This is a genomic window from Stenotrophomonas sp. SAU14A_NAIMI4_8 (assembly GCF_003086695.1).
GTDB lineage: Bacteria > Pseudomonadota > Gammaproteobacteria > Xanthomonadales > Xanthomonadaceae > Stenotrophomonas.
In genome coordinates, this window is sequence record NZ_CP025999.1 from 1,176,384 (window position 1) to 1,195,764 (window position 19,381).

Here is a 19,381-nt window from a genome sequence, read left to right on the forward strand (position 1 = left end):
CTCACACTCCTTGGTATTCGATCAGGCGCAGGTCCACGCGGTCCTCGCCATCTTCGCGTTGCAGGATGCGCACCGGCGTGGGGACACCGTTGGCGATCCAGAGAATGGTTTCGTTGCTGCCGCCGTTGGTGCGGAACACCCGCAGCGCGTTGTAGGACAGATCGCCGACGGCCACGTTCTCGGTTTCGGCGGCGGCCTGGTAGTCGTGCTGGCGCACCCGGCCCATGTCGACATAGCGGTAATGCATGGTCGCGCCCGGGCGGGCGTCGCGCATGATCGCCAGGTTGATCAGCAGGGCACTCTGGTCACCGGCCTGCAGCGGAATGGGCTGGGCGCGGTCTTTCTTCACATCGCCGCTCCACTGCGCGGTGCCGGCCTGCCAGTTGTAGGTGCCGACGGCCTTCTTGCCCAGGAACAGGCCCTTGCGCACCGTACTCTGGCTGAGCGGTGCATAGGCGCCGGCGCGTTCCTCGAACACGGTGCTCTGTTCGATGTTCAGCCCCAGCACGCTGGCAAAGCCGCGTCGGCCGACCACCTGCATGTCCACCCGCCACTGGTTGCCGCCGGTGTGGGTGACCTGCATGGTGGCATCGCCAGCCTCTTTGCCCTTGTAGAAGGCTTGGTAGGTGGCGCTGAACGGCTGCAGCGGCGGCGGTTCCCAAGCCAGTGCGGGCGGCATGGGCACCGCCGGCGCGGCGGGTACGGCGACAGGCGCATCCGGGGGCGTGGCCTGTCCCCAGGCCGCGCAGGCGAGCACAGCAATCGGCAGCAGCAGGAATTTGCGCAACAACGGCGTGGTCTTCATGGCGGGCAGGAACCGCAGGAGGGGGCAGCATGCCAGCCCCGCAGTCAGCAGGGCGTGTGCACGGGGGTTACCGGTTCAGGTTCCCGGTGGAATCTAGGGCCAGTGGGCTAAACAGGGGGTGACCGTCGAACTGCGGCTGCCCCTGCCGTTCAGCCAGGCGCCCTTGGCACAGCAGCGACAGGGTGGCGATCAGCAGCGGGTGCTCCACCGCCAGCACCCGCGTGGCCAGGGTCTGCGCGTCATCGCCGGCCAGCACCGGCACCCGTGCCTGGGCCAGCACCGCGCCGGCGTCCAACTCGGGCACCACGAAGTGCACGCTGGCCCCGGCTTCGGCATCGCCCGCTTCCAGCGCGCGGGCATGGGTGTGCAGGCCCTTGTACAGCGGCAGCAGCGAGGGATGGATGTTGACCAGGCGGCCACTGAAGCGCTGTACGAAATCGGCGCCGAGAATGCGCATGTAGCCGGCGCAGACGATCCAGTCCGGCGTGAACCCGGCCAGGGCATCGCCCAGCGCGGCATCGAACGCGGCGCGGTCGGTGAAGTCCTTGGGCGAACGCGCCCAGCGCTGCGCCGGCGCCACGTTCAGCAGCGCGGCCGCGTCGGGCTTGTCCGACAGCACCGCCACCACCTGCGCGTCCAGCCGGCCCGCGGCGATGGCGTCCAGGATGGCCTGCAGGTTGCTGCCCCGGCCCGAGGCGAGTACGGCAATGCGTGCGGTCATGCGACGACGGCGCTACCGGGGGCGGCGAACCGTGCAGACACGTCCGGGCGCAGCAGCACCACCAGGGCGTACACGCCCAGGCCGATGCCCAGCGCGCCGCCCAGGCAGGCGGCGCCGGATGCGACCAGGCAGAGGGTGCGCCGCTGCCGGTCACCCAGTGCGCGCGCGGCCACCAGGCTGAGCACGGCGAACGCGCCGATGACCACGGCGAAACCGGCAAACACCACCGCCAGCAGCGCCGGCGAGGCATTCGGGTCGGTGCTGCGGCTTTCGCTTACGTAGCCGCCCACCGCGCCCAGCAGGAGCAGCAGGCACAGCAGCACCTGCACGCCGCCATAGACGTAGAACAGGATCTTCAGCGTATGCAGGTGGCCGTTGATCTGGATGTCGGTCCAACCACGGGGAGCGTTCAGCGGGGGCGGTACGGCGGCCATGGCGGTCTCAGCGGCGGGTGGGGGCGTTGGCTTCGAAGGCGGCCTTCACCTGCGGCCGCAGCAGCACGATCAGGGTGAACACGCCCAGCACGGTGCCGAACGGGGTGAACAGGCAGGACACGCCGGCCACCACCAGGCACAGCAGATAGCGGCGGCGCTGCTGCAGGCAGCGCCCGGCCCAGGCGATGCACGCCGCCAGCGCCAGGCCGCAGGACACGATGCCGCCGCCCATGACGATGAACATCCAGCCCATGAAGCGCTGTTCCTGCAGCGAGCTGGGCTGGCCGTTGGAGTTCATCGGCAGGGTGCCGTTGAGCATCAGCACGCCCATCACGATGTGGAACACGAAGATCAGCGCGAACACTGCCGCCAGCCCCGCCACCACATAGTGGAAGATCGACAGCAGCCGCAGGTGGTTGCTGTCCTCGGCGGTGAGCAGCGGCGCCGCGGGGGCGGGCGCCGGTGGCGGCAGGTCGTTGGCGGTAGGGGGCAGTGCGTCCATGCGGGCTCCTTTGTGCCGGATCAGCCGATGCGGACGCGTTCTGCGCCGGCAGCGGGGGTGACCTGGCCGATGGTCCAGTGCTGCAGGCCCTGTGCCTGCACGGCGGCGGACACGGCGGCGACCTGGTCGGGGGCAACGATCAGCACGAAGCCGATGCCGCAGTTGAAGGTGCGCCACATTTCGCTGTCCACCACGGCGCCTTCCTTCTGCAGCCACTGGAACACCGGCGGCAGGGTCCACGACGAGGCCTGGATATCCAGGCCCAGGCCTTCGGGCACCACGCGGATGATGTTCTCGGTCAGGCCGCCACCGGTGATGTGGGCCATGCCGTGGATCGCCTCGCCATGCGATTTCAGCAGCGACAGGATCGGCTTCACGTACAGGCGGGTCGGCGCCATCAGCGCATCGACCAGCTTCACGCCATCTTCCAGCACCAGGTCGGCCGGCTGGCCGGCGCGGTCATAGATGCGGCGCACCAGCGAATAGCCGTTGGAGTGCGGGCCGGACGAGGCGATGCCGATCAACACGTCGCCGGCGGCCACGCTGGCGCCATCCTTCAGTTCGCTCTTTTCCACGGCGGCCACGGTGAAGCCGGCCAGATCGTATTCGCCCGGGGCATACATGTCGGGCATTTCAGCGGTTTCGCCGCCGATCAGCGCGCAGCCGGCCTCGGTGCAGCCGTTGGCAATGCCGCCCACCACCGCCGCAGCGGTGTCGATGTCCAGCTTGCCGGTGGCGAAATAGTCCAGGAAGAACAGCGGTTCGGCGCCCTGCACCAGCACGTCGTTCACGCACATGGCCACCAGGTCGATGCCGATCGTATCGTGGCGGTTCAGCTGGTGGGCCAGCTTAAGCTTGGTGCCCACGCCGTCGGTGCCCGACACCAGCACCGGTTCGCGGTACTTGTTGGACAGGTCGAACAGGGCGCCGAAGCCACCCAGGCCGCCCATCACTTCCGGGCGGAAGCTGCGCTTGACCAGGGGCTTGATCCGCTCGACCAGCTCGTTGCCGGCGTCGATGTCGACACCCGCATCACGGTAGGTGAGGGGGGAAGGGGCGGAAGACGGGGTGTTGGTCACGGGCGTCGGCGCTGGCAGGGGTTGAACGGGCGATTTTAACAGGCCGGATTGGCGCACAGGCCGTATTCGGGCAACAATTCCCCCCGGATACGTCGAGCCAATGGATGTCCTGATGCGCCGCAGCCTGTTTCTCCCCCTGCTTCTGGCCCTGAGCCTGCCGGTGGCCACGATGGCCCAGAGCGGCCTGCGAACCGAAGGCGATGTTGCTACCGCCAGCGGTGCCTATGAAGCCGAAGTCCCGGTCAACAGCCAGGCCGAGGGCGACCGCAATGGCGGTCTGGCCCGTGCCCTGGGCGTGGTGCTGGGCAAGCTGTCCGGCGACCGCAGCGCGATGAGCCGCCCCGGCGTGGCGCAGGCGCTGCGCAACGCCAAGGACTACGTGGCCAGCTACGACTACAAGCAGGACCAGAGCGTGGGTGCCAGCGGCGCCCCCAGCTACCGCACCCTGCTGGTCGCGCGCTTCCGCGAAGACGATGTGGACGCACTGGTCTCGGCCCTGGGCCTGCCGCTGTGGCCGCAGCCGCGGCCCAAGCCGGTGGTCTGGATGGCCGTGGACGATGGCAGCGGCCCGCGCCTGGTCAGCGTGCAGCAGGCCAACGCCGCCCGCCCGCTGCTGAACCGGGCCATCGAGCGCGGCTACAAGCTGGGCCTGCCCAGCGGTGGCGCGGCCGAACAGGCGCTGGTGGGGGCCATCTGGCGCCAGGACAGTGCCGCGGTGGCCCGCGCGTCGTCGCGCTACGCCCCGCCCATGCAGCTGATCGGCAAGCTGTACCGCGCCAACGGCGGCTGGCAGGCCGACTGGGTGTTCGTGGACAACGGCCGTGAACTGAACAAGTGGACCAGCAAGGACGCCAACGCCATGCGCGCGATGGCCGCCGGTGCCGACGGCGCTGCCGATGCGCTGGTGAAGCGCTACGCCAAGGCGGGCGCGGCCACCGGCCAGGCCGGCAGCTACCGCGTGGTGGTGACCGGCATCAACGGCAGCGATGATTACCTGCGCCTGGCCGCGGGCCTGCGCGAGGTGCCGGTGGTGCGCAATGTCACCCCGCTGCGCGCCACGGCCGACCATCTGGAACTGAACCTGGAAATGACCACCGGCCTGGCCGGCTTCAACCGCATGCTGGGCGACAACGGCGTGTTGGTGCCCTCGGCCACGCTGCCGGCACTGCCCACCCCGCTGGATGACAGCACCGGTGCGCCGGTGGCACCGCCGGTCAGCAACGAGTACCGCCTGCGATGATCCTGAGCCCGGAGGCGGAAATCGCGCAGTTCCTGCGGCGGCTGAAGTACGTGGCCGTGGCCCTGATGGTGGGCTGGGTGGTGTGGCTGCTGGCCCCCATCCTGACCCCGTTCGTGCTGGCCCTGGCGCTGGCCTGGCTGGGCGATCCGCTGGTGGATCGGCTGGAGGCCCGTGGCCTGTCGCGCAACACCGGCGTGGTGCTGGTGTTCGTGGCGATGGTCCTGCTGATCACCGGGCTGATGCTGGTGCTGGTGCCGATGATCGAGCGCCAGATCACCACCCTGGTGGCGGCCGTGCCGCAGGCGCAGGCGTGGCTGATGCAGAAGGGCATTCCCTGGTTCGAGCAGAAGACCGGCCTGGAAGTGATGCAGTGGATGGACCCGGACCGCCTGATCGAATGGGTGCGCAGCCACTGGCAGCAGGCCGGCGGCTTCGCCACCACGTTCATGGGCTACGTCTCGCGCTCGGGCTTCACCGTGGTGACCTGGGTGGTGAACCTGGCACTGCTGCCGATCCTGGCGTTCTACTTCCTGCGTGACTGGGACAAGCTGGTCGAGCGCGTTGCCTCGGTCATTCCGCGCAACCACATCGGCACCATCAGCAACCTGGCCCGTGAATCCAACGATGTGCTGGGTGCGTTCATCCGCGGCCAGTTCCTGGTGATGGTGGCGCTGGGGGTGATCTACGCCGCCGGCCTGTCGCTGGTCGGGCTGAAGCTGGGCCTGCTGATCGGCCTGGTGGCCGGTCTGATCAGCTTCATTCCCTACCTGGGCGCGACCACCGGCATCGTGATGGCGGTAGTGGCCGCGCTGGTGCAGGCGCAGGGCATCGACCTGAAGCTGCTGCTGCTGGTGGGCGTGGTGTTCACCGTGGGCCAGCTGCTGGAAAGCTACGTGCTGACCCCGCGCATCGTGGGCGACAAGATCGGCCTGCACCCGGTGGCGGTGATCTTCGCGGTGATGGCCGGTGGCCAGCTGTTCGGCTTCCTGGGCATGCTGCTGGCACTGCCGGTGGCGGCGGTAAGCAATGTGCTGCTGCGCTATGCCCACCAGCGCTACCGCCAGAGCGAGCTGTACGCGGGCGAGAAGCCGTCCATCGTGCTTGATGGCGTGGTCGATGCGCCCCATATCATCGTCACCCCTTACGAGAACGGCCCGGACCCCAGGTGATTGGTGTTCCGCAACTTCCGCTGGCCCTGCATTACCCGCGGGACCAGCGTCTGGAAACCTTCATCGGCGCGCCGGATGGCGCGCTGGCGCAGCTGCGTGCGATCGCGCTGGGCGCCAGCCACGATTGGGTGTACCTGGAAGGCGCGGCCGGCACCGGCAAGACCCACCAGGCGCTGGCGATGTGTTCGACCGCCGAACAGGCGGGCCGGCTGCCGACCTACGTGCCGTTGGCCAGCGTGGCGGGGCGGGTGCGGGTGGCGCTGGAAGGGCTGGAACAGCGCGAGTTGATCGCCCTGGATGGCCTGGATGCAGTGGCCGGCGACCGTGAGGACGAGGTGGCGCTGTTCGATTTCCACAACCGTGCGCGCGCGGCCGGGGCGACGGTGCTGTACACCGCGCAGGCGGCGCCGGGCGAGCTGGGCCTGTTGCTGCCGGACCTGCGTTCGCGGCTGGGCCAGTGCGTGCGCGTGCTGCTGCAGCCGTTGGACGAAGAAGGCCGCGCGGCGGTGCTGCGCGAGCGCGCGCTGCGGCGCGGGCTGGCCATTGATGAGGCGGCCATCGAGTGGCTGCTGTCGCACACCGGGCGCGAGCTGGGTGGGTTGATTACCCTGCTGGACTGGCTGGACCGAGAATCGCTGGCGGCCAAGCGCAGGATCACGGTGCCGTTCCTGCGGCAGGTGCTGGAAGAAGGCCGCCCGCGTTACTGAAGGTGGGGTTTTTTTTATTGCAGGGCTGCTGCCCTGCTCCCGCTGAAGATCAAGTGCAACAGCTGGCTTCCTGGGGGAGGCGGGGCGGTGTGGGCTTGCAGGACACGCCGTAAACCCGTCCATGGGGGCTCGTAGGCGCCATCCATGGCGCCTGCGGTCCTGCAAGCCCACACCGCCCCGCCTTCGACAGTGGGTCGGTGGCCTTGGGATTGGATCTTGGACCTGATATGCGCACGGCGTCTGGTAGGTGTCGACCTTGGTCGACACAGACGAGCGAGCGCAGCGGAGCGACCCGCCTCTGATTTTCTTTTTCTTTTCCGTGGCTGGACGCCCACGGGAATTGTCCGTGGCCGCGCGGATGGGTTGCGCAGGGGCGCAGGCGCCATGGATGGCGCCTACGAGCTTACAAGGACGTACTTGCAGCGTCCCCTGCGCAGCCCATCCGCCCGGCCAAGCACGGCTTTGCAGTCGAGCAAGCTCGACTCTACCGATCAGGCGGCCAACTCTGCGTCCAGTGCGCGCAGGCGATCGACCGTGCCGACGTCGGTCCAGCGCCCGCGATGGTGCTGCCCCGTCATCAATCCTTGCGCCATGAAATGCTTCTGCAGCGGAACCACCGAGAACTTCGGCGGCACCCGCTCGCTGCCCGCGGCATCGCCGATCACCGCGCGCCAGTCGGCCACGATCGATGGCCGGTACACGCCGATGCCGGCATAGGTCAGGCACGGCCCGGCACGGTCGTGGTGCAGCAGGCCCTGCGCATCCAGCCGGTAATCGCCCTGCGGGTGCTGCGCGGGGTTGTCCACCAGCACCAGGTGCGCCTGGCCCTGCGGCTCGCGCGGCAGCGTGGCGAAATCGAAATCGGTCCAGATATCCCCGTTCACCACCAGGAACGGTGCATCACCCAGCTGCGGCAGGGCATTGAGGATGCCGCCCCCGGTTTCCAGCGGCGTAGCGCCTTCGTGCACGAAGTGCAGGCGCAGGCCCCACTGGCTGCCATCGCCCAGCGTGGTCGGGAACTGCTCGGCCAGCCACGCGGTGTTGACTACCACGTCGCGTACGCCCAGCGCCGCCAGGCGTTCCAGGTGCCAGACGATCAGCGGTTTGCCGGCCACTGCCAGCAGCGGCTTGGGCGTGTGCAGGGTGAGCGGACGCATGCGCTCGCCCAGGCCGGCGGCGAAGATCAGTGCCTTCATCGGGCGAACCGCAGTGGCGCGGCCTGGTCCAGCAGCGCCGGCTTGACCTGTTCGTCCATCAGCCGGCGCAGGCCGTCCAGCTGCGGGTAGCGCGGCAGCACTTCATCCAGGTAGGTAATGAAGCGCGGTGCATCGTCCAGGTAGTGGCCCTTGTTGTCGCGGTAGCGCAGGCGGCAGAACAGGCCCAGGCATTTGACGTGGCGCTGGATGCCCATCCAGTCGGCGTCGCGCAGGAAGGTGGCCAGCGGCGGGACCGGCAGGCCGGCCGCCCCGGCGGCGGCGTGGTACTGCGCCAACCAGCCGTCGACGCGCTCCAGCGGCCAGCTCAGGAACGCATCCTTGAACAGGCTGACCGGATCGTAGGCGATCGGCCCGCGCACCAGGTCCTGGAAATCCAGCACGGCCGGGCCATCGGCCACCGGCATCAGGTTGCGCGGCATGTAATCGCGGTGGGTCATCAGCTGGGCTTGGCCCAGTGCGTTGTCCATCATCCGCCGCTGCGCCAGCTGCAGGCCCTCGGCGGCGTCGCAGTCCAGCTGCAGGCCCAGATGCCGCTGCAGGAACCACTCCTCGAACAGGCCGGCATCACGCTGCAGCAGCGCTTCGCCGAAGTGGCCGAAACCTTCCGGTACCGGAATCGACTGCAGCACGATCAGCTGGTCGATGGCGCGGGTGAACCAGGCATCGGCGTTGTGCGTATCCAGCACCTTGGCCAGGGTCGGCCCGCCGAGATCTTCCAGCAGCAGGAAACCGGCGTCCAGCTCCTGCGCCAGCACGGTGGGCACGCGCAGGCCATGGTCGGCCAGCAGCGCGCGCATGCGCAGCCAGGGGCGTGGATCTTCCAGGCCGGGCGGGGCATCCATGATGATGTGGCTGCCGCTGGTGCTGGTGGTGCGCCAGTAGCTGCGCAGGCCGGCATCGACCGAAGCGCGTTCGACCACCGCGTGGGCGTCGTCCAGCTGGGTGCGGGCCCACTGCAGGCGCTGCGCGCTGCGCTGGGGATCGGAAGCAGGTTCGGTCATGCAGGCGGTTCCGGGCGCGCCAGGCGCGCCACGCTCAGGAAAGAGGAGAGGGGGATGTCAGCGGCGTGGGCTGAACAGGCGCATCAGGGCCAGCACGGCCACCGCGCCGACCACAGCACCGAGGAAGCCGGCCGGTTCGCCGGGGCGGTACCAGCCCATGTACTGGCCGAACCACCCGGCCACCAGCGCACCGACGATGCCCAGCACGATGGTCAGCAGGCAGCCCATGCGGTTGTTGCCGGGCATGAAGAAGCGCCCGAGCAGGCCGACGAAGAAGCCGACCAGCAGGATGTACAACCAGCTGCTGCTGCCGAAAAGACCATTCATGCGCGTGGTTTCCGCTGGGGGTGGACGCAGCCTAGCAAGGCCGGGCTGCGTCCGTCACGGTGTGCCGCGATCAGCAGCAGCCGTGGTCGCCGTGGCGGGTGCCACTGTCGGCGGCCACCGGCGAACCGCTGGTCTCGCCGCGCAGGCTGGCAGCGTAGTGTTCGCTGATGACCTTGGACACGCAGGCGGTGACCTTCTTGCCCATCGGAATGTGCAGGAACTCGTTCGGGCCGTGGGCGTTGGAGTGCGGGCCGAGCACGCCGGTGATCATGAACTGGGCGCCCGGGAACTTCTCGCCCAGCATGCCCATGAACGGGATCGAGCCGCCTTCGCCCATGTACATGGCCGGCTTGCCGAAGAAGGCCTGGCTGGCATCGTCGATGGCCTGGGTCAGCCACGGCGCCATCGCCGGGGCGTTCCAGCCGGTGGAGGCCTTTTCCAGGTCCAGGGTGACCTGGGCGCCGTTCGGCGGGTCGCGCAGCAGCGCTTCCTTCAGCAGTTCGCCGCAGGTCTTGCCGTCGGCGGTGGGCGGCAGGCGCAGCGACAGCTTCACCGAGGTCTGCGGACGCAGCACGTTGCCGGCCGATTCCAGCGGCGGCATGCCGCCGATGCCGGTGACCGACAGGGCCGGGCGCCAGGTGCGGTTGAGCACCAGCTCGGCCAGGTCGTCGTTCATCGGGCGCAGGCCGTCGACCATCGGGAATTTCTCGAAGATCTCGGTATCGACCACTTCGGCGGCGCGCTTGGCCTGTTCCTGGCGCTCGGCCGGGATCTCCACGTTCATGCCCTCGATCAGGATGCGGCCGGTGTCCTGGTCCTCGATGCGCGACAGGATCTGGCGCAGCAGGCGGAAGCTGGACGGGATCACGCCGGAGGCATCGCCGGAATGCACGCCTTCGTTGAGCACCTTCACGGTGAAGTTGCCGCCGGTCAGGCCGCGCAGCGAGGTGGTGCACCACAGCTGGTCGTAGTTGGCGCAGCCCGAATCCAGGCAGACCACCAGCGACGGCTTGCCGATGCGGTCGGCCAGATGGTCGACGTAGGCCGGCAGATCGTAGCTGCCCGATTCTTCGCAGGCTTCGATCAGCACCACGCAGCGCGCGTGCGGCAGGCCCTGGGCCTGCAGGGCCAGCACGGCGGCCAGCGAGCCGAAGATGGCGTAGCCGTCATCGGCGCCACCGCGGCCGTACAGCTTGTCGCCGCGCAGCACCGGGGTCCACGGGCCCAGGTCGTCGTCCCAGCCGGTCATTTCCGGCTGCTTGTCCAGGTGGCCGTAGAGCAGGATGGTGTCGTCGCCGGTTTCCGCGCCGGTGGCCGGGATTTCCAGGAAAATCAGCGGGGTACGGCCTTCCAGGCGGACCACTTCGACCTTCAGGCCGGGCAGCTGCTGGGCCTTGGCCCAGTTTTCCATCAGGGTGACCGCCTGCTCCATGTAGCCGTTCTGCACCCAATTGGCGTCGAACATCGGCGACTTGTTGGGAATGCGGATGTAGTCGACCAACTGCGGGACGATTTCGCTGTCCCACTTTTCATTGACGAATTGGCCGAGCTTGGCGCTGTCCATCTGAAACTCCGGTTGCATGGCTGATCCGCGCATTCTACGCCTGTGGTGGGGGTAGGGTTTTTCCTACACGACGTCGGGTAGTTGGCTGGCTTTTAGAAATCTGTGAAACCGATAGGCTGTGCACATGTGGTGACGGACACTGTTTCGGCCGACGGGATTGCCGGTCGGGACGGCCAGAACCACAAGGAGATACACGTCGTGCCTTGGAGTGTCGTGTTAAGGGCGCTGGTGCTGGGAATGTGGATGCTGGGGGCGCAAGCCGCCGAGCCCATCGACATCAACCGGGCCGATGCCCAGGCGCTGCAGCAGGGACTGTCGATGGTCGGGGCCAGGAAGGCTGCGGCAATCGTCGAGCACCGGCGCACACACGGCCCGTTTCACCGCGTAGAGGATCTGGCGCAGGTGAAGGGGATAGGGACAGGAATCGTTGAACGGAATCGACAGCGGATCACCGTCGGCAACAGGCTGTTGCCCGCGGATCCGGTACCCGGATCGGTACCGGTGCGAACCGTACCCAGGCGATGACATCAGGATCGTCGGAACCGGCAGGAGGCTGGTTCACTGGTCGCGGACAGGAAGGCCGTGACCACCGACCGTCGCACGGAGGCGACACCAATCACCAGGATGGTGGCATCACAGACCTGTGGAAGGGGCTGAGATACAAACAGGACAGACGCGGCCGCGTGCAGGACGCAACATTCCCATACCGCAGGACGCGGGGAATGGCAGCAGGCCGACAGGGACGTGACGATTGCCCGGTACGACACATGGTGGTGTCGCCGGGCAATTTCTTTTTCTGCGCACGGCCACGACGTGGCGATGGTGTAGCGTGGAGGCTCCCCATGGAATGGAGCCACCGGATGTCCCTTCATCGTCTTGCATTGCCGTTGGCGCTTGCCCTGGCCTGTGCCACCAGTGCGGCCAGCGCGGCCACGCCTGCAGCTGCAGCTGCAACGGCCACTGCTCCTGCCAGCGCAGAGGTGCGCGGGCCGACCGATCTGAAGCCCGGCGAATATCTGTGGCACCCGGAAATCTCGCCGTCCGGACCGATCGTGCTGGTGGTCAGCCTGGATGAGCAGCGCGCCTATGTGTACCGCAACGGCATCGCGATCGGGCTGAGCACGATCAGCTCGGGCAAGACCGGGCACGAAACGCCCACCGGTGTGTTCACCATCCTGCAGAAGGACAAGGACCACCGCTCCAACCTCTACAACAGCGCGCCCATGCCCTACATGCAGCGGCTGACCTGGGACGGCATCGCCCTGCACGGCGGCAGCCTGCCCGGTCACCCGGCCTCGCACGGCTGCGTGCGCCTGCCGCAGGCCTTCGCGCAGAAACTGTTCAGTGCCACCCAGCGCGGCGACACGGTGGTGGTGGCCGATGCCAAGAGCGCGCCAATGACGTTGGCCTACCCGGCCGTGCTGGCGCCGGTGAATGCCAAGGGCCAGGCGCTGCCGGACGGCGAAGCAGGCAGCGCTGCCGCGGCGTGGTGGAACGATGCCGCCGCGCCTGCCGGCCAGGTCGGCATCCTGGTCAGCCTGCAGGACCAGCGGCTGTACGTGCTGCGCGATGGGGTGATGATCGGCGAATCGCCGCTGCGCGCCGATGCGTTGCCGGCGTTCCAGGGCACCACGCTGTTCGTGATGGGGCAGGGCTACAGCGATACGCCCAGCCCGCTGGATGCACAGCAGCGGTTGCACCAGTGGACCGCGTATCCGCTGCTGGGCCAGGACAGCGCGCAGGCCACGCCGGACCTGCTGGCCACGCCCTCGCTGCCGATGGCGCTGCCGGCCGATTTCGCCCACCAGCTGTACCAGGTGCTGGTGCCCGGTACGACCCTGCTGGTGACCTCGCTGCCGGCGGTACGCCCAAGCGCGGCTGAATCGGGCATGCAGCCCGTGTTGGAATCGGAGCCGGCCGCGCCCACGTCGAAGAAGTCCTGAGCAGATTGCCGTCACCCATGAACGTTTCACGCACGTGCTGGCGGGCCGCTGGCGGCCTGCTGGCGATCCTGGCCGGTGCGGCCTCTGCCGCCGCACCACCGGCGGCGGCCACCGCCAGCACCGAAGACCTGACCGCGCTGCTGGCACGCACCGCGCCCAATGCCGACCGCCAGGTACTGAAGCTGGCGGCAACGGCGTTGCGTTGTTCGCTGCAGCGCCCCGAGCTGGGCGTCAGCGGCGAACGGCTGGCGGTGATCGATTACTCGCGGCCGTCCACCGAGCAGCGGCTGTGGGTGTTCGACCTGGCACGCCAGCGCCTGCTGTTCGAGGAGTGGGTGGCGCATGGGCGCAACAGCGGTGGCAACCGCACCGAGCATTTTTCCAACCGCGATGGCAGCTTCATGTCCAGCATCGGGGCCTTCACTGCGAAGGAGACCTACATGGGCGGCAACGGCTATTCGCTGCGCCTGGATGGGCTGGAGCCGGGCTACAACGATCTGGCGCGCGATCGCGCGATCGTGATCCATGGTGCGCCCTACGTGAACCCGACGGTGGCCCGGCTGCAGGGGCGGCTGGGCCGCAGCCTGGGCTGCCCGGCGGTGCGGCTGTCGGTGTCGCGGCCGCTGATCGATTCGCTGCGCGGTGGCGCCCTGGTCTTTGCCTACTATCCCGATCCGGACTGGCTGAAACATTCCAAGCTGCTGGACGGCGGTTGTGGCGGCGCAGGCTGACACACGCACCTACAATGCGGGCATGGACACCGATTCCCTGCTGCACACCCCGAGCCAGGTGATTTCCAGCCTGGACTACCGCCGCGAACGCTGGCGCAATGGTCTGGGCTGGACCCGCGAGATCCTGCGCCTGCCGGCACACGGCGATGATTGGGCGCTGCGCCTGTCGGTGGCCGAGATCGAGCAGGATGCCGCGTTTTCGGCGTTTCCCGGGGTGGAGCGCGAACTGGTGCTGCTGCACGGCAACGGCGTGCGATTGCGCTTCGAAGATGGCCACGTGGCCGAGGTGCTGCCGCCGCACGGGCGCGTGCGCTTTGCGGGTGAGCAGACGCTGCAGGGGGAACTGGTGGATGGCCCCACCCACGATTTCAACCTGATGTGGCAGCGCGATGTGCTGCAGGCCGAGCTGCTGCACCGGCCGCTGGTGGGATCGATGTTCTTCTTCTGCGAACCGGGCGTGGCCTGGGCGTTGTACCTGCTGGCCGGGCATGCAGACTTCGGTGCGGACAGCGGGCTGCCGCCGCTGCAGGCCGGGGATACCGCGTGGTTGGCCGCCGGTGAGCGCCAGCGCCACGCGTTGCAGGGCGGTGGTGAGTTGTTGGCGATACGGGTAACGAGCGCCGGGTAACGCCGGGCCATGCGTGGATGGGGTCAGAGCCCTTTCCTGCGGAAAGGGATCCGACCCCGCCGCAGTGGTAGATCCACGCCATGCGTGGATGGGGTCAGAGCCCTTTCCTGCGGAAAGGGGTCCGACCCCGCCGCAGTGGTAGATCCACGCCATGCGTGGATGGGGTCAGAGCCCTTTCCTGCGGAAAGGGATCCGACCCCTCAATACACGTCGCGGCGGTAGCGGCCGGCCAGCAGCAGTGCTTCCTTGCCTTCGGCACCCAGCACCTGCTCGATCACCGCATCTACTGCCGGGGCCATGCCCTGCAGGCTGCCGCAGACCAGGATGGTGGCGCCTTCATCGACCCACTGCCGCAGCGTTGCCGCTTCGGCCAGCAGCCGGTCCTGTACGTAGCGGTGCGCGCCGCCATCGCGGCTGAACACCGCATCCAGCCGCTGCAGCGTGCTGTTGCCCTGCATCGCCTGCAGTTCGTGGCCGAAGTGGAAATCGTGGGCCGCCGAGCGTTCGCCGAACAGCAGCCAGGTGCGCTGCGCGCCGGTACGGGCGCGTTCGTGCAGGTGCGCGCGCAGGCCGGCGATGCCGGTGCCATTGCCGATCAGCAGCAGGGGCACGTCGGCGGCCACGCCATGGAAGTTGTCGTTGCGGCGCAGGCGCAGTTGCACCGGTTCGCCGATGGCGGCGTGGTCGCACAGCCAGCCACTGCCGATACCCGCTGTACCGTCGGCACGCAGCTGGCGGCGCAGCAGCAGTTCCAGCGCACCGTCGGCCATCACCGATGCGATGGAATACTCACGATGCGGCAGCGGCTGCAGTGCCGCCAGCAGGCCGGCAAGGTCGCCGGGTGTCACCAGGTTCGGCAGGTGCGAACGCGCAACGCGGTCGAGCAGGGTCTGTCCGTCGTCCAGCTCCAGGGCCGGATCGAAGCCGTTCGATTGCAGCCAGTCGCGCGTGCTGTGCGCGGCGTGCTGCGGGCCGACTTCGGCGATGTCGCCGGCCTGCCACAGCGCTTCGCTGCCCGCCGGGGGCTGCAGGCGCAGCCAGTACACCGGTCCGCCCAGGCTGCCCGGATTGAGGTGCTCGCGCTGCAGCAGCGTCCACGGCTGATATTCGGCCGGGCTCCAGTCGGGCAGTTCGCTGGCACCGCCGCCGATCTGCCCCAGCAACTGCTGCCAGTGGCGCAGTGCGGCCGGGTCGGCATTGTCGACCTCGACCACATCGAACATCGGATGGGCGCCATGCTGGCGCAACCACGTATCGAGCTGGTGGCCGAAGGCACAGAAGTGCCCATAGCTGCGGTCGCCCAGCGCCAGCACGCCGTAGTGCAGGTGGCCCAATGCAGGCGAGGCGCTCATCGTGCCGCGCAGGAAGGGCAGGGCATGGTCGGGCGCATTGCCTTCACCGGTGGTGCTGGCAATGAACAGCACGCGGGTGCTGTCGGCCAGCAGGGTGCCATCCACTTCATGCAGGCCGCGCAGGCGCACTGGCAGCCCGGCCGCGCGCAGGGCCTCGGCGCTGCGTTCGGCCAGCTCGCGGGCGAAGCCGGTCTGGCTGGACCAGACCAGCAGCAAGGGTGCGGCACCATCGGCGCTGTGGTCGTCGCGGCGGCGGCCACGCCACCACACCGCGGTGCAGGCCAGCGCGTACAGCACCAGGGCGATCAGCGCGGCATGCCAATGGCGCGGCGTCGGTGCGCCCTGCCACCAGGTTTCCCCCAGGTGCAGGCGCAGCAGGGCGGTGGCGGCCACGGCCAGCAGCGCCAGCACCAGTAGATTTCCCAGCAGTGCGCGCGAGGGACGACGGCTCATGCGGCCTGCTCGTCCAGCAGGCGCTGGAAGGCGCTGCTCAGATGTTCCTGTGGGCCGCCGGTACTGCGCAGCAGATAACGCACGGCCAGCCCCTCGCGCTCGGCCAGCGCCATACCGGCGGCCTGGCCCAGCACGGTGAGCGCGGTGGCCCAGGCATCGGCGTGCATGGCATCGTCGGCCACCACGGTCACGGCCGCGGCGACCTGGCGTACCGGCATGCCGGTGCGCGGGTCCAGACTGTGGCTGTAGGCCTGGCCATCAGTGCTGTACTGGTGCCAGCGGTCGCCCGAGGTGGCCACCGCCTTGCCATGCAGCGCCAGCACGCGCGGCGGAAGCTCGCTGGCGGCATCTTCTTCCGGCGCCGATTCCACCAGCACGCGCCATGGCTGCCCATCCGGCTTGTGGCCATAGCCGGCCAGTTCGCCGCCCACTTCGATCAGTGCCGCATCGATCTGCTGGCTGCGCAGCCACGCCGCGACATGATCCACGCCGAAACCCTTGGCGATCGCCGACAGATCCAGTTCCAGCCCGCCGGGTTGCAGTAGTGCGTCGCCCTGCCACTGCAGGCGCTGCCAGCCACAGCGCGCGCGCGTGGCCTGCAGCACATCGGTGCTGGGCAGGGCGCGTGGACCGGCATGCGCGCCGAAGCCCCACAGCGCCACCAGCGGGCCCACCGTGGGATCGAAGGCGCCGTCGCTGGCGGCGGCGATGGTCTGCGCACACGCCAGCACGTGGCGGGTTTCGGCCGGCAGCACGCAGTGCTGGCCCGCCGGCGCGCTGTTGTAGCGGCTCAAGTCGGAACCGGGTTCCCACGTGCTCATCTGCGCGACCACCGCGTCCAGGCGGGCCTGGATGCCCGCATGCAACGGATGCAGGTCGCGCTGGCGCGGCGCCACCAGCGAAACGCTCCAGGTGGTGCCCATGGTGGTGCCACCCAGGCGGGCGATGTCGAGCGAGGTATCGGTCATGTCAGGCGGTGCAGGCGGCGGTACCGGAAGCATCCCGGCACCGCCGCGGTGTGGTTACTGCGGCAGGACTTCCAGCGTAGCGACGTAGCTCAGGCGGCGCTTGGCGGCCTGCTTCACCGAGGTCTTGTTGTCCTCGGTGCCGGTTTCCAGCCAGTACATGCCGGCTTCCGGCCAGGTCACCTTGATCTCGCCCTTGGCGTCGCTGGTCACCTTCAGTTCGTCCTGCGCATTGCGGTAGCGGGTGGCGCCGCGCACGATCTCGAAGTCCAGGCCGGCGGCCGGCTTGCCATCGACCAGCACGCGGAAGGTCGATTCCTCTCCGGCGAACAGATCGTTGGGGTGGCCGACGGCCACCAGCTCGATGCCGCGGTTGGTCGGCTTCAGCGCGGTGTCGTTCGGCGCGCCGTTGGTGACGAAGGTTTCCACCCGGCCCACCGACTGGCTCACTTCCAGCTTCTTCGCATCCTTGGGCAGTTCGCCGAAGGTGGCGGCGGTGCCGCGCCAGCGCTTGCGCTCGCCGTTCAGTTCGTAGGTGGCGAACAGGCCATCGTTCACCGAGGCGATGCGGTAGGTGCCCTGCTGCTTCAGTTCGATGTCGAACACGCTGCGGTACTTGCCGGTGGCCGCGTTCTGCGGCTGCACGGTGCTGCCGTCCGGCGCGGTGATCACCAGCGATTCCAGGCGCAGCGGCACGTGGTTGAAATAGAACAGGTCGTTGGACACGGCGCCATCGACGGTGATCCACGGCGCGTTGCCGGCAATCACCGTCTGCGAGGGCAGCAGCCAGGCCTTGTGGGCCAGGGCGGAGAACGGAAGAGCAGCGGCCAGGGCGGCGGCTAGGACGAGCGTGCGCTTCATGCGGAAGACTCCAGGGACGTTGGGTGGGTGGGGTCAGAGCCCTTTCCGCTGGAAAGGGATCCGACCCCGGGGTCGGATCCCTTCCGCAGGAAGGGCTCTGACCCCGGAAAGGGGAATCAGGGCTTCACAGCCAGGGTGACCAGGCCCAGTTCGGTGGCGCCCTGCGCCTTTCCGTTCTGTGCGGCGGTGGCCGGCCAGGTGAAGGGGATCTTCAGCAGTTCGCGGCCGCCCACTTCGCGCACCGCTTCCACCACCAGGGTGTAGTTGCCGGGGGCCAGCTGCTTCAGCGCCGGCTGCTTGTCGCTGAACGACAGCGCGTGCTTGCCGGCCGGGCGGGTGGGACCGGTCACGCCGTCCACCGGCACCTGCAGGGTGCGGCCGCTCTTGCGCCACCACTGGCGCAGGTCGGGCAGCCACTTGGTGCCGTGGCCTTCGCTGTTGCTGGTCTGCTGGTACCAGACCGACAGGTTGGCGGCGACCTTCTGGTCGGCCCCTTCCAGCCACACCGCCACGTACGGGCGGTGGTATTCGGCCACGTTGAGCTTGGGCACTTCAACGTTGATGTCCAGCGTGGTGGCGTAGGCGGGGCTGGTGGCCAGCAGGCCGCTGAGGGCGATGGTGAGGGTGACGCGCATGGGGCGGCTCCGAAGGGAACGGTAGGAAGTCAGTGGATCAGCAGCAGGGCGATCAGCAGCGGAATCATCAAGCCCAGGCCGACCAGCGGCCAGGTCATGCGCCGCTGCCGCGCATGCAGGTGCAGCAGGAACAGGCCGGTGATGCAGAACACCAGGCAGGCCACCGCGAACAGGTCCAGGAACCAGCCCCAGGCCGGGCCGGCGTTGCGGCCCTTGTGCAGGTCGTTGAGGTAGGACACCACTCCGCGCGAGGTGGATTCGTATTCCACGGCGCCGGTCTCGCGGTCGATGCTCAACCAGGCATCGCCGCCGGGGCGCGGCAGCGACAGATAGATTTCTTCGGGCGACCATTCGGCCGGGCGGCCGCCGATGGCGATGCCCAGCTGCTGGTCCAGCCACTGCCGCGCCGGGCGCGGAATCGGCGCATTGCCGTCTTCGCGCGTGCCCAGCTGGGCCAGCAGTGCCTGCGGCAGTTCCAGCTGATGGTTCTGCACCTGCGGCTTGGCCTCGATCTTCGCCGCATGGTTCAGGGTCAGGCCGGTGGCCGCGAACAGCAGCATGCCGATCAGGCACACCGCCGAGCTGATCCAGTGCCACTGGTGCAGGGTACGCAGCCAGAAGCCACGGCTCTGTTGCTGCTGCACGGTGGACGAGGCAGGACGGCTCACGGTGTTTTTCGGGGCAGGTGAAGACCACCCATTACAGCATTAATGAGAATGGCTCGCAATTAGGTGTCGTTGTGTATCCCGCGCGGGTGATCCACGCCATGCGTGGATGGAGCGGTGCCGACCAAGGTGGGCACCCACGGGTAGATCCACGCCATGCGTGGATGGAGCGGTGCCGACCAAGGTTGGCACCCACGGGTAGATCCACGCCATGCGTGGATGGAGCGGTGCCGACCAAGGTTGGCACCCACCAGAACAGGGCGGTGCCAACCAAGGTTGGCACCCACCAGAACAGGGCGGTGCCAACCAAGGTTGGCACCCACCAGAGCAGGGCGGTTGGCACCCACCACAGCAGGTCGGTGGACACCCACCACAGCAGGTC

General features: G+C 68.5%; 21 protein-coding genes. 7 read left to right on the forward strand and 14 right to left on the reverse strand.

The window, feature by feature from the left end:
- Position 1 precedes the first annotated feature (1 nt).
- The 5 genes from C1930_RS05450 to purM all read right to left on the reverse strand — a co-directional run bounded on the left by C1930_RS05450 (position 2) and on the right by purM (position 3,541).
- Entirely contained in the window at positions 2 to 805 is an 804-nt protein-coding gene (locus tag C1930_RS05450) for a DUF3108 domain-containing protein (RefSeq protein ID WP_108748813.1), read from the reverse strand.
- A 67-nt stretch (positions 806 to 872) separates the two neighbouring features.
- Positions 873 to 1,526 carry a phosphoribosylglycinamide formyltransferase gene (gene purN / locus C1930_RS05455; RefSeq protein ID WP_108771245.1) on the reverse strand — a complete coding sequence of 218 codons (654 nt, stop codon included), beginning with the start codon at positions 1,524 to 1,526 and terminating at the stop codon, positions 873 to 875.
- The gene (locus C1930_RS05460; protein ID WP_108771246.1) at positions 1,523 to 1,960 is read right to left on the reverse strand and encodes a hypothetical protein; all 438 of its coding nucleotides are present in this window, start codon (positions 1,958 to 1,960) and stop codon (positions 1,523 to 1,525) included. Before C1930_RS05460 ends, purN begins: the two co-directional genes overlap by 4 nt.
- A gap of 7 nt (positions 1,961 to 1,967) precedes the next feature.
- Positions 1,968 to 2,462, reverse strand: coding sequence for a hypothetical protein (locus C1930_RS05465; protein WP_108771247.1), 495 nt, complete (start codon positions 2,460 to 2,462; stop codon positions 1,968 to 1,970).
- Positions 2,463 to 2,482: 20 nt separating this feature from the next.
- On the reverse strand, positions 2,483 to 3,541 hold the full coding sequence (purM, locus tag C1930_RS05470) for a phosphoribosylformylglycinamidine cyclo-ligase (RefSeq protein ID WP_108748817.1): 1,059 nt from the start codon (positions 3,539 to 3,541) through the stop codon (positions 2,483 to 2,485).
- A gap of 112 nt (positions 3,542 to 3,653) precedes the next feature.
- On the opposite strand from purM, the gene C1930_RS05475 reads away from it, so the two are divergent.
- From C1930_RS05475 to hda, 3 genes are read left to right on the forward strand one after another with little or no spacing between them, the layout of a single operon-like run.
- Positions 3,654 to 4,781: a DUF2066 domain-containing protein gene (locus tag C1930_RS05475; protein WP_234412305.1), complete on the forward strand. Its 1,128-nt coding sequence runs from the start codon at positions 3,654 to 3,656 to the stop codon at positions 4,779 to 4,781.
- A complete protein-coding gene (locus C1930_RS05480) occupies positions 4,778 to 5,950 on the forward strand; it encodes an AI-2E family transporter (RefSeq protein ID WP_108748819.1) in 1,173 nt (390 codons plus the stop codon). The genes C1930_RS05475 and C1930_RS05480 overlap by 4 nt, the downstream gene beginning before the upstream one ends.
- Complete coding sequence (gene hda / locus C1930_RS05485; protein WP_108751488.1) at positions 5,950 to 6,657, forward strand: DnaA regulatory inactivator Hda; 708 nt, start codon at positions 5,950 to 5,952, stop codon at positions 6,655 to 6,657. Before C1930_RS05480 ends, hda begins: the two co-directional genes overlap by 1 nt.
- Positions 6,658 to 7,148: 491 nt before the next feature.
- Here the strand turns inward: hda and murU are convergent, their stop codons facing one another.
- From murU to C1930_RS05505, 4 genes are all read right to left on the reverse strand, one after another.
- Positions 7,149 to 7,853, reverse strand: a complete 705-nt coding sequence (gene murU / locus C1930_RS05490; RefSeq protein WP_108771248.1) for an N-acetylmuramate alpha-1-phosphate uridylyltransferase MurU — start codon at positions 7,851 to 7,853, stop codon at positions 7,149 to 7,151.
- Positions 7,850 to 8,875 carry a phosphotransferase gene (locus tag C1930_RS05495; RefSeq protein ID WP_108771249.1) on the reverse strand — a complete coding sequence of 342 codons (1,026 nt, stop codon included), beginning with the start codon at positions 8,873 to 8,875 and terminating at the stop codon, positions 7,850 to 7,852. Before C1930_RS05495 ends, murU begins: the two co-directional genes overlap by 4 nt.
- A 57-nt stretch (positions 8,876 to 8,932) precedes the next feature.
- A complete protein-coding gene (locus tag C1930_RS05500; protein ID WP_108748822.1) occupies positions 8,933 to 9,202 on the reverse strand; it encodes a GlsB/YeaQ/YmgE family stress response membrane protein in 270 nt (89 codons plus the stop codon).
- Between the two features lie 70 nt (positions 9,203 to 9,272).
- Positions 9,273 to 10,766 carry a M20 family metallopeptidase gene (locus tag C1930_RS05505; RefSeq protein ID WP_108771250.1) on the reverse strand — a complete coding sequence of 498 codons (1,494 nt, stop codon included), beginning with the start codon at positions 10,764 to 10,766 and terminating at the stop codon, positions 9,273 to 9,275.
- 129 nt (positions 10,767 to 10,895) lie between these two features.
- On the opposite strand from C1930_RS05505, the gene C1930_RS05510 reads away from it, so the two are divergent.
- The 4 genes from C1930_RS05510 to C1930_RS05525 all read left to right on the forward strand — a co-directional run bounded on the left by C1930_RS05510 (position 10,896) and on the right by C1930_RS05525 (position 14,068).
- Positions 10,896 to 11,291 (forward strand): helix-hairpin-helix domain-containing protein, encoded by a 396-nt coding sequence (locus tag C1930_RS05510; RefSeq protein WP_234412307.1) that lies wholly within the window; start codon positions 10,896 to 10,898, stop codon positions 11,289 to 11,291.
- Between the two features lie 335 nt (positions 11,292 to 11,626).
- Positions 11,627 to 12,709: a L,D-transpeptidase gene (locus C1930_RS05515; RefSeq protein WP_108755594.1), complete on the forward strand. Its 1,083-nt coding sequence runs from the start codon at positions 11,627 to 11,629 to the stop codon at positions 12,707 to 12,709.
- Positions 12,710 to 12,726: 17 nt separating this feature from the next.
- Positions 12,727 to 13,440: a murein L,D-transpeptidase catalytic domain family protein gene (locus C1930_RS05520; RefSeq protein ID WP_108755595.1), complete on the forward strand. Its 714-nt coding sequence runs from the start codon at positions 12,727 to 12,729 to the stop codon at positions 13,438 to 13,440.
- A gap of 22 nt (positions 13,441 to 13,462) precedes the next feature.
- Positions 13,463 to 14,068: a HutD family protein gene (locus tag C1930_RS05525; protein WP_108772542.1), complete on the forward strand. Its 606-nt coding sequence runs from the start codon at positions 13,463 to 13,465 to the stop codon at positions 14,066 to 14,068.
- A 200-nt stretch (positions 14,069 to 14,268) separates the two neighbouring features.
- On the opposite strand, the gene C1930_RS05530 is transcribed toward C1930_RS05525, so the two are convergent.
- From C1930_RS05530 to C1930_RS05550, 5 genes are all read right to left on the reverse strand, one after another.
- Entirely contained in the window at positions 14,269 to 15,873 is a 1,605-nt protein-coding gene (locus tag C1930_RS05530; RefSeq protein ID WP_108771251.1) for a sulfite reductase subunit alpha, read from the reverse strand.
- Positions 15,870 to 16,841 carry an FAD:protein FMN transferase gene (locus C1930_RS05535; protein ID WP_108771252.1) on the reverse strand — a complete coding sequence of 324 codons (972 nt, stop codon included), beginning with the start codon at positions 16,839 to 16,841 and terminating at the stop codon, positions 15,870 to 15,872. Before C1930_RS05535 ends, C1930_RS05530 begins: the two co-directional genes overlap by 4 nt.
- A gap of 54 nt (positions 16,842 to 16,895) precedes the next feature.
- Positions 16,896 to 17,699: a DUF4198 domain-containing protein gene (locus C1930_RS05540; protein WP_108755598.1), complete on the reverse strand. Its 804-nt coding sequence runs from the start codon at positions 17,697 to 17,699 to the stop codon at positions 16,896 to 16,898.
- A gap of 116 nt (positions 17,700 to 17,815) precedes the next feature.
- Entirely contained in the window at positions 17,816 to 18,334 is a 519-nt protein-coding gene (locus tag C1930_RS05545; RefSeq protein ID WP_108748830.1) for a DUF2271 domain-containing protein, read from the reverse strand.
- Positions 18,335 to 18,363: 29 nt separating this feature from the next.
- Positions 18,364 to 19,002, reverse strand: coding sequence for a PepSY-associated TM helix domain-containing protein (locus tag C1930_RS05550; RefSeq protein ID WP_108755599.1), 639 nt, complete (start codon positions 19,000 to 19,002; stop codon positions 18,364 to 18,366).
- Between the last annotated feature and the right edge of the window lie 379 nt (positions 19,003 to 19,381).